5 protein-coding genes are annotated in these 15,000 nt (G+C 72.2%); all 5 read left to right on the top strand.

The window, feature by feature from the left end:
* The first annotated feature begins 13 nt into the window (after window positions 1-13).
* Window positions 14-12,211, top strand: coding sequence for a filamentous haemagglutinin family protein (locus tag DK459_RS25750; RefSeq protein WP_233256861.1), 12,198 nt, complete (start codon window positions 14-16; stop codon window positions 12,209-12,211).
* A 173-nt stretch (window positions 12,212-12,384) separates the two neighbouring features.
* Window positions 12,385-13,083, top strand: a complete 699-nt coding sequence (locus DK459_RS25755) for an STN domain-containing protein (RefSeq protein ID WP_047991297.1) — start codon at window positions 12,385-12,387, stop codon at window positions 13,081-13,083.
* An 11-nt stretch (window positions 13,084-13,094) separates the two neighbouring features.
* Window positions 13,095-13,631 carry an RNA polymerase sigma factor gene (locus tag DK459_RS25760; RefSeq protein WP_238921031.1) on the top strand — a complete coding sequence of 179 codons (537 nt, stop codon included), beginning with the start codon at window positions 13,095-13,097 and terminating at the stop codon, window positions 13,629-13,631.
* 4 nt (window positions 13,632-13,635) lie between these two features.
* The gene (locus tag DK459_RS25765; protein ID WP_054447703.1) at window positions 13,636-14,601 is read left to right on the top strand and encodes a FecR domain-containing protein; all 966 of its coding nucleotides are present in this window, start codon (window positions 13,636-13,638) and stop codon (window positions 14,599-14,601) included.
* Between the two features lie 193 nt (window positions 14,602-14,794).
* The coding region (locus DK459_RS30860) for a hypothetical protein (protein WP_199234312.1) at window positions 14,795-15,000 on the top strand (206 nt) is incomplete at its 3' end.

The following is a 15,000-nucleotide window of genomic DNA, read 5'->3' on the forward strand; positions in this document are numbered from 1 at the left end:
AAACGGCACCGCCGTGCCGGACGGACTGGCGCCGGGCGGGCTGTGGATCGCCGAGGGCGCGCAGGCCAAATGGGAGGGCGCCAACAAGCCGCGCACCGGCACCGAGGGCGGGCGCCAGCTGGTGACCATCGAGCAAACGCAGTCGCGCGCCATCCTGAATTGGGACACGTTCAACGTGGGCCGCAACACCACGCTGCGGTTCCAACAAAAGGCCGACGACGCGGTACTGAACCGGGTGGTGGGCGCGTCAGCGCGGCCCAGCCAGATCCAGGGCGCGATCCAGGCCGACGGCACGGTGCTGGTGGTGAACCAGAACGGCGTGATCTTCAGCGGCACCAGCCAGGTCAACGCGCGCAACCTGGTGGTGGCCGCCGCCACCATGAGCGACGCGCAGTTCCGCGGCAATGGCCTGTATGGCGACAATGGCCAGCCGACTTTCCGCGACGCCGCCGGCCGCATCGAGGTGCAGGCGGGCGCGCGCCTCCAGACCTCGACGCCGGCCTCCTCGACCACGGGCGGCGGTTATGTGCTGCTGCTGGGCAAGGAGGCCGTCAACGCCGGCACGATCGATACCCCGGGGGGCCAGGCACAACTGGCGGCCGGCGACAGCTTCGTCATCAAGCGCGGGCAGGGGACGGCGGGCAATCAGTTGTCCACCACCCGGGGCAACGAGGTGACGCCCGCGGGCGCGACGGGCCGTGTCGAAAACACCGGCCTGATCCAGGCCGCCCTGGGCGACGTGACATTGACCGGCGCCGAGGTGGCGCAACGCGGTGTGCTGTTGTCGAGCACTTCGGTGAACGCCCGCGGCACCCTGCACTTGGCCGCGGCGGGCGCGGATGGCCGGATCACGCTGGCCGCAGGCAGCGCCACGGCGATCCTGCTGGATCGGGGCGGCGACCTGGCGCTGGACAGCCAGCGCGATGGCCTGCGCGTGCCCCTGGGCGCGCAGACCGATGCGCCCATGGCCGCGGCAGGCAGCGACCGGCGCGACCTGTCCCGCGTGGAAATCCGCAGCGGCGGCACGGTCGATTTCGCGGCGGATTCCATGACGCTGGCCACGGGCGGGCAGATCGTGGTCCACGCCGCCCGGCGCAGCCTGCTGCGCGACGGCGCGGTGCTGGACGTGGCCGGCGCGGTGGGCGTGCCCGTCGCCATGGAAAACAACAACATCAAAATCAACGTGCAGGGCAACGAGCAGCGCGACGCCCCGCTCAATCGCGACAGCGGCAAGCTCAACAGCAGCGATGTGTGGGTGGATCTGCGCGAGCTGGTGTGGGTGCCGGCGGGAACCAACGGCTATGCCACCGATCGCTGGTACACGGCGGGGGGGCTACTGGAAGTGAGCGGCTATCTCGGCACGCGGCCGCACGCGGTCGGCGAATGGATGGCGCAAGGCGGCAATGTCGAGTTCAGTGGCGGCGACGTGGTGACGCGCGCCGGTTCGTCCATCAATCTGTCCGGCGGCACCCTGGACGTGCAGGACGGCATGATCCGCCAGAGCTGGTTGCGAGGCGCGGACGGCCGCTTGTATGAGGTGTCGCGCGCGCCGGGCGACCTGGCCTATGCCGGCCTGTACCTGGGGTACGAGGCGCGCAGCGCGCGCTGGGGCCAGACGAGGTATTTCTACAACCCGCTGCTCGCGCCGCGCGAGCGATTCGAGACCGGCTATACCGTGGGCCGCGATGCGGGCAGGCTGCTGGTGGGCACCAGCGGCGCGGTGCTGGAGGGCGAACTGCTCGGCGCCACCTTCCTGGGCGAGCGCCAGAGCGTCGCCGCGCGCTCTGACCTGGATGGCTACCAGCAATCGCAACGCGCCGCGGCGCGCGGCGCGCAATTGGTGGTGGGCGCCTACACGCCCTATTACGACAAGCGCACCGGGGCGTTGCGGTACACATTGGAACGCAATCAGAACACCGCCGCGCGCGTCGTGCTGGACGGGTGGGTGGCAGCCATCGCCGGCGGCCTGGAACTGGACACCGCCCTGCCCGCGGACCGCGGCGCCAACCTCTTGCTCGACAGCGCACGGTTGAGCGCGTCGGGCCTGGGCGCCGTCAGGATCGCCGCCGCCGACATTGACGCGCGCGCCGACCTGACGGTGGCGCCCGGCGGCGAGATCACGCTGTTTGCCGAGCGGGTGTCGGTGGACGCCACGTTGAGCGCGCGCGGGGGCGCGCTGCGCCTGGGCAGCGTCATGACGCAGGCCACGCCGACCGGCATGCTCGACACCCTGGCGGGCGGCAACGGCGCGGACGAGCGCGTGGCGCTGGGCGCGAACGCCCGCCTGGACGCGTCGGGGCTGTGGCGCAATCTGGCGCCGGCGCAGGCCGGCGCCCTGGCTTATCTGGATGGCGGCAGCGTGTCGGTGCGAGGACGCGGCGATCTGCTGCTGGATGCGGGCAGCACGATCGACGTGGGCTCGGGCGCCGCATTGCGCGCGCCGGGCAAGCTGACCGGCGGCAGGGGCGGCGACATCACGCTGGAGACGCTGGCGGCCGACGGTTCGGCAGGCGGCCGCTTGCGCCTGGCGGCCGACTTGCGCGGCTATGGGGTGGAGGGCGGCGGCACCTTGGCGGTAACGGCGCCAAAGGTGGTGCTCGGCGATGCCGGCGCGGCGGGCGACGGCGCGCTGGTGCTGGAGGCGGCGCTGTTCCAGCGCGGCTTTTCGCGCTACCAGATCGCGGGCAGCGAAGGCCTGGCCGTGGCCGACGACGCGCGCATCGACGTCGCGATGCCGGTCTACCGGCCCGGCGCCGATGCGGCCGAAGTGCCGACCGGCTCGCGGCCGGCCGTGGCGCTGCAAGCCTGGCTGCCGCCGGTCTATCAGCATGATCCGGTGGCGGCAACGATCACGCGCCGGCGCGGCGCCAGCCTGTCACTGCAGAGCGGCCGCAACCTGGCGACGGCCGGCGCCGACGTCGATGCGGCGCTGACGATCGGCCGCGGCGCGCGCGTCACCGTCGACCCCGGCCAGACCCTGCGGCTGCGGGGCGCGGGCCAGATCACGGTGCTGGGCGCATTGAGCGCCGCCGGCGGCAGGATCGACATCCGGCAATTGCGGCTGGGCGATATCGACGTGGCCGAGTCGGTGGAAACCGCCAGCGGACGGGTCCACGACCGGTCCATTCTGGTGGGAGAGCAGGCGCTGCTGGATGTCGCCGGCCGCGCCGAGGCTGGCGTGGACGCGCGCGGGCGCAGGTACGGCGTGGCGGATCAGGGCGGCGCCATCGTCATCGGCGGGGAAATCGACCACGAGCGCGCCACCGCGACCTCCTCCGATGCCTATGTGATCGTGCGGCCCGGGGCGCGGCTGGAGGCCTCGGGCGCCAGCGTGGATCTGGACGTGCAGGGCGTCGGGCCGCTGCGGCTGGACCGCGATGGCGGCCGGATTTCGCTCAGTTCGTACCTGGGCCTGCAGCTGGACGGCCAGTTGGCGGCGCGCGCGGGAGGCCCCGGGGCCGCTGGCGGCACGCTCGATATCGCGCTGGAAACGCCGTTGTACCGCCTATGGGGCGGTGATACGGCCACGGCCGCGGTGCAAGTGCCGCGCGAATTAGTGCTGACGAGCGGCGCCGCCGCGCGCGAGCCGCGTTATGGCCAGGCGCGGCTGGACCTGGCGCGCGTGTTGGCCGGCGCGGGCTTCGATCACATCGGCCTGTTGTCCAACGGCCTGATGTCCTTTGACGGCGCGGTCGACCTGGCGGCCGCGGGCAGTCTGCGGCTTTATGCCGGCGCGTTTTCCCTGGCGACGGGGGCCGACGCGGCGGACAGCCGGGTGATGCTGTCGGCCCCGTATGTGCGCCTGTCGGGCCCGGGCAGATACTTCGCCACCAATGGCCTGACGCGGCCCCGGGTGCTGTTCGGCGATGCGGCCACGGTGGGGGCGGGCAACTTCACCGTGCGTGCCGGCGGCTTGCTGGAGGTCGGCAACAGCCTGTCCTTTGGCACCCAGGGCCAGATCCAAGTCGCCGGCGCCACGCCGCTCGTGGTGACGCGACCAGGCTTTGACCGTGTCGAGCTGCGCAGCGGCGGCGACATGCGCTTCCTGGCCCCCAACGATGATCAGCCGCGCACGCGCCTGTGGACGCGCGGCGACCTGGATCTGGTCGCCGCGCAACTCTATCCGGCCACGGGAGCTGATGCGGAGGTGCTGGCCGGCCACACCCGCGACCTCGCATCCGGCGCACTGGTGTTCGATCCGGCGCGGACCTTGCGCGTCGGCCGTGTGGACGCGGCCGCGGCATTGCCGCCCGTGCCGTATTCCGCGTTCGGCACGCTGCGCCTGGCCGCCGCCAGCGTCGAGCAGGGTGGCGTGCTGCGGGCCCCGCTGGGCGCGATCGTCCTGGGCGACCTGAGCGAACGGTTGGGGACACGGCGCCTGACCCTGCTGCCGGGCAGCGTCACGTCCGTCAGCGGCGCCGGCCTGGTGATGCCTTACGGCGGCACCTCGGATGGGGTGTCATACCGGTTCCAGGGCGAGGAGGTGGCGCTGGTCGGCGTGGGCGGGGCGACGGGCTTCGAGCAGGGCGCCTATCTGCGCACCGGCATCACGCTGGCGTTTCGCGACGTGGATGCGGCGCCGGGCGCGTTGCTGGATCTGTCGGGCGGCGGCGAACTGGCCGGCGCTGGCTTCGTGTCGGGCCGCGGCGGTTCGACCGATGCGCGCTACTTTCCGCTGGTGCGCAACACGCCCGACGGCGGTTTTTTCCTGCCGGCCCTGGCGGACCATCCGGTCTATGCCATCGTGCCGGGCGCGCAACCCGGCTATGCGCCCGCGGGCGGCGAGGCAGGCGCGTCGAGGCCGGGCGTGGGGCGCCAGATCACGGTGGGCGCGGGCGTGCCCGGCTTGCCGGCCGGCACCTATACCTTGATGCCTTCCACCTTCGCGCTGTTGCCGGGCGCCTTCCGCGTCGAGATCAACGGCGCCGCGGCCGCGGGGCCGGCCATCGCGCCGATGCGGCTGCGCAACCTGTCATGGGCGGCCAGCGGCACGTTGTCCACTGCCGGCACGGCCTTGGCCGACAGTTTGCCGAGCCAGGTGATCCTGACGCCGGCCGCCGTGCTGCGAACCTATTCGCAATACAACGAGACCAGCTACGCCAGCTTCGTGCGTGCCGACGCGGTCAGGCGGGGCGTGCCGCGCGCGATGTTGCCGGCCGACGCGCGCACGCTGCGGCTGACGATATTCCCGGGGACGTCCGACGGCCAGGCGCTGCGCTTTGACGGCGTTGCCGATTTCCGGGCGGCGGCGGGCGGTTTCGCCGGCACCGCGGCGCTCAACGGCGGCAGCAGCCAGGTGGAAATCCTGCCGGCCGGCCAGGCGCCGAGCGCCGGCTTTGGCGGCGCATCGGTGCAGGCGGATGCGCTGGCGGCCCTGGGTGCCAACCGGTTGGTGATCGGCGCCCTGCCGGTGGTCGAGTATGGACAGGGCGGCCGCTTCTACACCTTCCAGGGCGGCGCGCAGCGGGTGATCCTGCGGTCCGGTGCGCAGCTGGCCACGCCCGAGATCCTGGTCTCGTCGCGCGAGATCGAAGTCGAGGCCGGCGCGGGGCTGTCGACGCTGGGACGCGGCGCGCCGTCGGTGGATTCGACGCAGGGCTATGCCTTCCAGCCTGGCGCGGTGGCGCTGTTGGCGCTGTCCAATGGGCGCCTGGATGTGCTGGCGCCCGACGCGCAGGCCGCCGGGTCGATCCGCATCGGCACCTGCGCGGCGGTGCCGTGTCCCTCGGCAACGGGGCTGTACTCCGAAGGCACCATCGCCGCGGCGGTCAATGGCGTGTTCGACCTGGGCGAGGCGGTGCGCTACGGGACCCGCAACCTGACGCTGGCGGTCGGCGCGGTCAATGTCGGCACGGCCACCGCGCTGGAGCAGGCGGCGGCGCGTGGCGTGCTGCCGAGCGGCCTGACCTTGAACCAGGAAATTCTCGCCCGGCTCCTGCGTGGCGATGTCAGTAGCGGCGCGCCGGGGCTCGAAGTGCTGACGCTGACCGCGCGCGACGCCATCAATTTCTATGGCTCCGTGGCGCTCGATACGCGCGACCCGGCCAGCGGCCGCTACAGCCTGGCCACACTGGCGCTGGGCACGCCGGCCCTGTACGGCTACGGTGAAAGCGGCGACGAGGCCGCCATCCGCACCGGGCATCTGGTCTGGAACGGGGCCACGCAGGCGCCCGGCGCGGTGGCGGCGGGCGGCGCCGGCACCGGCCGGGGCACCCTGCGCATTGACGCCGAGCGCATCGAGTTCGGCTACGGCCAGGGGGCGCAGCCCAACGGCGTGGACGACAACGCCCGCCTGGCACTGGGCTTCGGCGCTGTCGTGCTCAATGCCAGCGAACGCGTCACCGCGAACCATCGTGGCAGCCTGGCGGTGTACCAGTCGCAAGGCGCCTATGGCAGCGGTGGCTACGCGTACAGCGGTGGCGACCTGACGGTGAACACGCCGCTGCTGACCGCTGTCGCCGGCTCCGTCAACCGTTTCATCGCGGGTGGCGACGTGCGGGTCGTGGCGCCGGCGGGCGCGCCGGTCGCGCCGGTTCAGGCGCTGGGCGCGGAGCTGAGCCTGACGGGGGCGAACGTGCGGATCGGCGGGGCCATTGTGCTGCCCAGCGGCAAGCTGACGCTGACAGGGCGCGACAGTGTGTTGTTGGGGGCGGGCTCCACGCTGGACCTGGCGGGCCGCGCCATCGCCTTCAACGACGTATGGCGCTACAGCTGGGGCGGCGAACTGATCCTGGAAAGCGGCCTGGGCGCCATCCGCCAGGAAAGCGGAGCGTTGATCGACCTGTCGGCGCGCGAGAACGACGCCGGCGCCCTGCGCGCGGTGGCGCTGTCCCCGACCGGCGGCGAGGTGGCCTTGCTCGGCCGCATACTGGGCGGCGCGTCGGGGCGCTACGACGCGGCAGGCACGCTGGTGCCGTATCGGGCCGGCAGCATCGACATTCGCGCGCAGCGCCTGGGCGCGGCGGGCTCGCTGGATGCCGATTTCGACGCCCTGAATCAACGCCTGAACGAGGGCGGCGTGAGCGGCGCGCGCAGTTTCCAGATCAAGCAGGGCAACCTGACGGTGGGCGACGCCTTGCGCGCCAACGATATCAATCTGTCGCTGGACGGCGGCCACCTGACCGTGGCGGGCCGTGTCGACGCCAGCGGCGAACGGGTCGGCCGCATCCGGCTGGCGGCGCGCGAAGGGCTGACGCTGGCGTCCGGCGCCGTGCTCGATGCGCACGGCACGCTGCTGCGCGTGGACAGCTACGGCAAGATCATCGACGCGCCCAACCGCGCCGTCGTCGAACTCAATGCCGGCCAGGGCGTGCTGACCCTGGCCGGGGGCGCGCGCATCGACTTGCGCCATGGCACGGCGGCCACCCAAGGCACGGCGGCGGGGCAGCACGATGGCGCCGCGCGCGGCACGCTGGAATTGCTGGCGCCGCGCGTCGATGCGGCCGGCAACGCCGGCATCAACGGGGGCGGCGCGCCGGATGCCGCCGCCACATATGGCGACATTGCCATCGAGGCGCGCGGACCTCTGGCCATCGAGGGCGCCAAGGCAATCACGCTGATCGCCACGCAGCGCTACGACGATGCCCGTCCCGGTGATCCCGCCGAGCGCAGCGGCGGGCGCGAATACCAGATCATCGACCAGGATTACCTGAACGAAAAGCATGCCGACAGTGCGGCTTTCATGGGCCGCGCGCTGGCCAACGGCAACCTGCTCGGCGGCAAGCTCGCCGGCCTGAACAATGCCGTCTATCGCGACGTGTTCCATCTGCGGCCCGGCGTCGAGATCGTCAGCCGCAGTGCGGACGGCGACCTGGTCGTGCAAGGCGACCTGGACCTGTCGGGCTATCGCTATGCCAGCCTGAATCCGCGCACGCCGCTGGGCGCCGCGTATGGCTCCGGCGAGGCGGGCGCGCTGGTGCTGCGGGCCAAGGGCAACCTGGATGTATATGGCAGCATCAACGACGGTTTCGCCCCGCCGCCGGCGTCGCCGGACGACGAGAACGGCTGGATCCTGACACCGGGGACGCAGCCCTTCGGCGGTGACGTGGTCCTGCCGCGCGGGGGAGTGGAGCTGGCCGAAGGCACCGAGTTCCCGGGCGGGCGCACCCTGAATTACCCCTTGCCCTTGCAGGCGACCACGCTGGCGGCGGGGACGCGCCTGCCGGTGGAGGCGGTGCTGGACCAGAGCCTGTCGCTGGCCCCGGGCACGGTGGTGTCCGGGGACGTGCGCGATGCGGCCGGACAGTTGCTGTACGGGGCCGGCACCGTGCTGGCGCAGGCCGTGGAACTGCCTGCGGGGACGCGCTTGGGCGCGGGCACGCTGCTGGCGCAGGGCACGGCCTTGCAGGCGTTCACCTGGCCGGCGGACGTGGCCCTGCCGAACCTGCACACCACCCAGGGCAATGAGGCCAACGTGCTGCGTCTGGCGGGCACGATCACGCTCAAGCTGGGCGCGCTGATCCCGTCGCAGGCCAAGCTGATGCTTCCGGCCGGCACCGAATACGTGCCATTGCGGCCGGACGCCACGGCGGCGCAGCGGCGCAATTGGGCGTTGGCGCCGATGCTGCCCGCCGGCAGCCAGTCGTGGTCGGTCCAGCTGGTGGCGGGCGCCGACCTGGAGGCGGCCGATCCGCGCCGCGTCCTGCCGGGCGCAGGCCACCTGACGCTGGCCGACAGCCATTACAACGTCAGTCTGGAGCAGGGCAACGCCCGGCTGGTGTGGGGGCCTGACGCGCCGGATTACGGCGCCGAACCGGGCAAACCGGTGCCGGACGAAATGCAGTGGCTGTGCGATGTCACGCCCGGCCTGTGCGTGCCGCCGCCGCCCTGGGTGTGGGCCGAGGACAACTGGCTGGGGTTCCCCGGAGGCGAGCCGGTGGCCGATGGCGACCTGGCGCTGTGCAAGACATTTCCCGATCAATGCGTCGCGAACAAGACCACCCTGACGATCGTTAACCATACGCAGAACTTCAGCGTGCTGCGCACGGGCACGGGCGATCTGGCGCTGGCGGCGGGGGGAGACATCAGCCTGCGGTCGGCCTATGGCGTCTACACGGCGGGCACGCAAGCGGCCGACGTGGCGCCGGCCTACCTGCTGTCGCGCGGCCGTTATGGCGGCACGGTGCTGGGGGATGCCTACGCCTCGACCTATGAGCCGTTCGTGGCGGACGGGGCCTACCAGGCCTGGTATCCCGAGGCGGGCGGCAATCTCGACCTGTATGCCGGCGGCGCGCTGCGCGGCGACGTATGGGGCAGGACCGTGCCCGCGTCCCTCGAGGGACGCGTGATCGATCCCAGCGTCGGCGTCGGCAACTGGCTGTGGCGCCAGGGCACGGGCAGCGCCAACGGCGGTGACACACCCACGGCATGGTGGATCAACTTCGGCAGCTATACGCAGGCCCCTGCCTCGTTCAAGGATGGCACGCCTTTGCTGGCCGGTTTCACCGGATTCGGCGCGCTGGGCGGCGGCAACGTCAGCGTGCGCGCCGACGGCGACGCCGGCAATATCGACGCGCGCGGCACCGCTTCGGACCCGCGCAGCCAGGGCCTGGTCGTTGCGGTGGGCAGCACCGGCCGCGTCGCTGCCGACGGCGCCCTCGCATTGACCGGCGGCGGGGATATCGACGTGCGCATCGGCGGCCGGCTGAATCCGACCCAGAACGCGCGCGGACTGGTGTCGACGACGACGGGCGCCAAGCCCTTCTATGGCGACCCGGCCCTGGACCTGCAGGGCGCCCTGATCAACCTGCGGGGCAGCGTGCGCCTCTCGGCGGGCGCGGTGGGCGGCCTGGCGCTGCAATATGGCAACAACGCGACCCTGCAGGACGCCAAGGAAAGCCGCGGCTACGATCCCTACACGTCCACCCTGGCCAGCGCCACGGGGGGGCTGGTGCTGATGCCTGGCGACGCGGTCATGCGCGTTGATACGCGCGGCGACCTGGTGCTGGGCGGGGCTGGCGACCCTGGCCGTGTCGCAGTGCCCAACAGCACGCCGTTCCGGCTGCCCGACGGCACCGCGCTGGCGGGCGGCGGCTACAGCTGGTTTTCGATGTGGACCGACAGCACCGCCATTGAACTGGCCAGCGCTGGCGGCAACCTCGCGCCCAGCCGCCAGACCGCGCACAGCGCCCGCAATTCACCGCTGCAGACGGGGCGCAACACGTCGGCCTCGGACGCGCGCTATCTGTATCCGTCGATACTGCGCGCCACCGCCTACGACGGCAGCGTCTACGCCGGCGCGTCCGCGGGCTACCTGAACAGCGAAATCGATGGCGTGCCGTATTCGCTTACCCTGGCGCCGGGCGCTCGCGGCCAACTGGAACTGCTGGCCGGCGACTCGATCTACGCTGGCGGCTACGCCATCAATCGATCCGGCGCCGATCCGACCGTGATGGCGAGCGTGCGCAACCCCGCCTTCGCCGGTTATGACTCCCTGGCCAGCGATGCGGTATTGCTGGGCAACCAGGGGGCCGGCGGTGGCGCCGCGACGCGCGGTATCCATTACCCACTGTTCCATTTCGGCGCACCGACCGCGGGCGCCGCCGGCTCCAACGCCGTGACGCGGCTATATGCGCGCGACGGCGACATCGTCGGGTTGCGCAGCGGCGAGCTGATCAGCGTGGCGCAGGGGCCGCAGGCCGGCCTGAACTGGTTCGAGGCCGCCGGCCCGGTCTGGATGATGGCGGGACGGGACATCGTGGCCTCGGGCACCGACATCGGCAAGCCCACCGCGGTGCCCACCAGCAACGGCTATACCTTCGGGATCGGCGACGGTGTGTCCAGCGGCAATCTGTTCCTGCATCGGGACGGGCTCGATGTTTCGCGGGTCGCGGCGGGCCGCGACATCCTGTACAGCACGTTCCAGGTGGCGGGGCCGGGCGTGCTGGAGGTCACGGCGGGCCGCCACGTGCTGATGGCCGACCGGGCCGCCATCGGCAGCCTCGGCCCGGTGCTGCCGGGCGATCCGCGGCCGGGAGCGTCGATCGCCGTGCAGGCGGGGGTGGGCGCGGCCGGGCCGGACTACGCCGGGTTCCTGGCGCGCTACCTGGATCCGGCGCGGCTGGCCGATGCCGGCCGGCCGCGTGAAGACCAGGGCCTGCCCTTCAAGACCTATGAGGCGGAACTGCTGCTGTGGTTGACGCAGCGCTACGGTTTCGCGGGCAGCGGCGAGCAGGCGCGCGCCTACTTCGACGCCTTGCCCGCCGAGCAGCAGCGGATCTTTGCGCGCCAGGTGTATTTTGCCGAACTGCGCGCAGGCGGCCGCGAATACAACGACAAGTCAGGTCCGCGCAGCGCCAGTTACCTGCGCGGCCGCCAGGCCATCGCGGCGCTGTTCCCGGATACCGCGCCCGGTGCCTACCAGGGCGATCTCACGCTGTATGGCGCGGCCGGTATCCGCACCGCTTTCGGCGGCGACATCCAGCTGCTGACGCCGGGCGGACAGCAGGTGTTCGGCGTGGAAGGCGCGGCGCCGCCCGCCACGGCCGGCATCATTACACAGGGCGAAGGCGATATCCAGCTGTATGCGCTGGGCAGCATCCTGTTGGGCCAGAGCCGCGTCATGACCACGTTCGGCGGCGGCATCACCGCCTGGTCCGCGCAGGGGGACATCAACGCGGGCCGTGGTTCCAAGACCAGTGTGCTGTACACACCTCCCAAACGTGTCTACGACAGCGTCGGCAATGTGACGCTGTCGCCCGCCGCGCCCAGCACGGGCGCGGGCATCGCGACGCTGGCGCCGCTGCCCGAGGTGCCAGCAGGCGATGTGGACCTGTACGCCCCGCTTGGCACCATTGACGCGGGGGAGGCTGGCATCCGGGTCTCGGGCAACGTCAACATCGCCGCCTTGCAGGTGGTCAACGCGGCCAACATCCAGGCCCAGGGCGACAGCCAGGGCGTCCCGGTGGCGGCTGCGGCCAACACAGGCGCGCTGGCGTCGGCCAGCGCCGCCGCCAGTTCCGCGGTCAACGCCGCGCAGGATTCCGTCCAGCGCGCCCAAAGCCAGGCACGCCGGAACCTGCCATCGGTGATCACCGTGCAGATCCTGGGACACGGCGATGAGCCGCTGGCGGGCGCGTCCCGGCCGGCGGCGCCGGGGCCGGCCACCGGCTACGACGCCGCCAGCGCGGTGCAGGTCCTGGGGGCCGGGACGCTGGACGACAGCGAGATGCGCGCGCTCAGCCCGCTCGAGAGAAGTCGGCTGGCGATGTAAGGGCGGACGGCACGCGGGTGACGCGCACATGACGATTGCCGGGCGATGCGGCCTCGATCGTCACGCGGGCGTCACCCGACCGTCACATGCGGCCGCTACCATGCCGCTTCCGCCCTGCGTCCGGCCGTCGCCGGCACGCAGTCGCCACGCCATCTTAGAGACATCGGGGTGTTATGACAGTCACGCAGGCGCCTGGGGCCGCTTGGGCGTTCGCATGGTGGTTCGCGCTCGGCCTGTCGATGCTGCCGCCGGCCGCGCTGGCCCAGCAACGGGCCGCCGAAACCGCGTTGATCCCGTTCGACATCGCCGCGCAGCCGCTGGATGCGGCGCTGGCCGCGTATACCCAGGCCACCGGCATGGCGGTGCTGGTCACCAGCCGCGTGACGGCGGGCCGACAAGGCGCCGCGGTGCGCGGCCGCCTGGCGCCGCGCGAGGCGCTGCGCCAGTTGCTGGCCGGCACCGGCCTGCAGGCGCGCTACACCAGCGCGTCGGCGTTCACGCTGGTGGAGGCGGCGGCTCCCGCGGCGGCGGCGCGCCCGCCGGCCGCCGGCGCTTCGGCGGGCGCCGTGACGCGCTACGCCGGCGTGCTGCAGAACACCGTGACGCGCGCGCTGTGCCAATGGACCGGCGCGCAGTTCGGCCGCTACCGCGCCTCGCTGCAATTGTGGATCGGGCGCAATGGCGTGGTGCGCCAGGCCCGCGTGCTGGCGGGCACCGGCGACGCGCGCCGCGACGAGGCGCTGGCCGGGGTGCTGGCGGGATTGATCATGGACACGCCGCCGCCGGCCGACCTGCCGCAGCCGGTGACCATCGTGTTGGCGCCGCGCCCGGATCCGCGGGCCGATTGCCGCCTGGCCGGCGCGGCGGGTTGACGCGCATGGCCATGACCGGCGACGCCCTGCGCAACCTGTTCCTGTCCAAGTACCAGGAATTCCGCAAGCGCCTGCGCATCCGGCTGGGATCGGAAGACCTGGCCAACGACGCCATGCAGGAAGCGTGGCTGCGGGTCGACAGCCTGGCCGAGACCGCGCCGGTGGAGTATCCGGCCGCCTATCTCTTCAAGATCGCCTCGAACATCGCCGAGGACCAGCGCCGCGCCAATGCGCGCATCCTGTCGATGGCCGAGATCGAGGAGCTGTACGACATGGCCGACGAGGCGGCCGGCCCGGCGCAGGTGGCGGAGGGCCGCCAGCAGGTCGAGGCGCTGGAAGCGGCGCTGGCCGAACTGCCGCGCCGGCGCCAGGCGATCGTGATCGCGGCGCGGGTGGACGACGTGCCGCACCGCGAGATCGCCGAACGTTTCGGCATCTCGGTGCGGACCGTGGAAAAGGAATTGCGCGCGGGGCTGGAGCACTGTTGCGAGAAATTGGAAAAAAAGTATGTCCAGCGCTACGGTCCCCGACCCCGGGAAACGTCTTAGCTATATGACACCCCTGTTCAGACGCTCCCGCCCCGGTGGCGACCCCGCGGCCGCGCTCAAGCGCGAGGCCCAGGCCTGGGTCGTGCGCCTGGCTTCGGGCCAGGCCAGCGTGGCCGATGGCGAGGCCTTTCGCCGCTGGTGCGGACAGAGCGCCGAGCACGCCCGCATCTTCAAGGAAACGCGCAGCGCCTGGCAGCAGTTGGCGCCGGCCGCGCGCCAGGTCCAGGCGGCGCAGGCGCGCCGTGGCCGCAGCGCGCGGCCGGCGCGGCGCGCCTTCCTGGGCGGCGCGGTGGCGGCCTGCGGCGCGTGGCTGGCGTTCAAGCCGCCGCTGGGCCTGTGGCCAGCCGTCGACGAACTGACCGCCGACGTGCGCAGCGGCACCGGCGAGCAGCGCCGGGTGGCGCTGGCGGGCGATGCCAGCGTGCAGTTGAACACGCAGACCCGCATCAACCTGTCGCGCAGCGGCCAGGCGCAGCAGATCGACCTGCTGGCCGGCGAGGTCGAGCTGGCGACGGCCGGCCAACCCGTCAGCCTGACGGCGGGCGCCGGCCGGATCAACGCCACGTCGGGCTGCGTCAACGTGCGCTACACCGACGGCCAGGTCCGCGTGACCTGCCTGGAGGGCAGCGCCCGCGTCACATCGCGGCAGGACTCGCTGGAACTGACCGCCGCGCAGCAGGTGGTGCTGGGCGCGGCCGGCGCCAGCGGACCGCGGCGGGTGGACCTGGACGCGGTCACCGCCTGGCGCCGCGGGGTGCTGGAGTTCAACGGTGTGCCGCTGGCGCAGGTGGTCGACGAGATCAACCGCTATCGCCCCGGCCGCATCGTGCTGGTGGGCGACCGCCTGGCGGGCAGCATGGTGCAGGCGCGCTTTTCGCTGGACCAGCTGGCCGATGCCGCGCTGCTGATCCGCGACGTGTACGGCGCCCAGGTCACGTCGCTGCCCGGCGGCATCGTGCTGCTGAGCTGAGCCGGCCGCAGGCGGCCGCCGCCGCGTCCAAAACCTGAAATATGAATTTTTTGTGAAAAAGCGCAGTCGATGACGCTTCAGACGGTCTAGGCACCCATGCGCAGAATCGCCCGGTCCGTGCCGCCGTTTTTTCCCGGCGAACCGGCCCCGGCGCTGCAGATGCCAGATCCGATTCCAGGAAGGAAAAGCCGTCATGCCCAGCCGTAATCACGCTCTTGTTTCCCGCAGTTCCCCGCGGCGTTCGCGCCGTCCCGCCTGGCGCCTGAGGCCGGTGACGCAGGCGTTGGCGGTGTTGCTGGTGGCGGGCGGCTGGAGCGGCGCGGCGCAGGCCCAGGCGCGCGCCTTCAGCCCGGCCTGGTTCGCGGACAAGGGCGCGGTGCAGTCGACCGCGCAGCGCAC

This window comes from Achromobacter sp. RW408 (assembly GCF_003184165.1).
GTDB classification, from domain to species: domain Bacteria; phylum Pseudomonadota; class Gammaproteobacteria; order Burkholderiales; family Burkholderiaceae_B; genus Achromobacter; species Achromobacter xylosoxidans.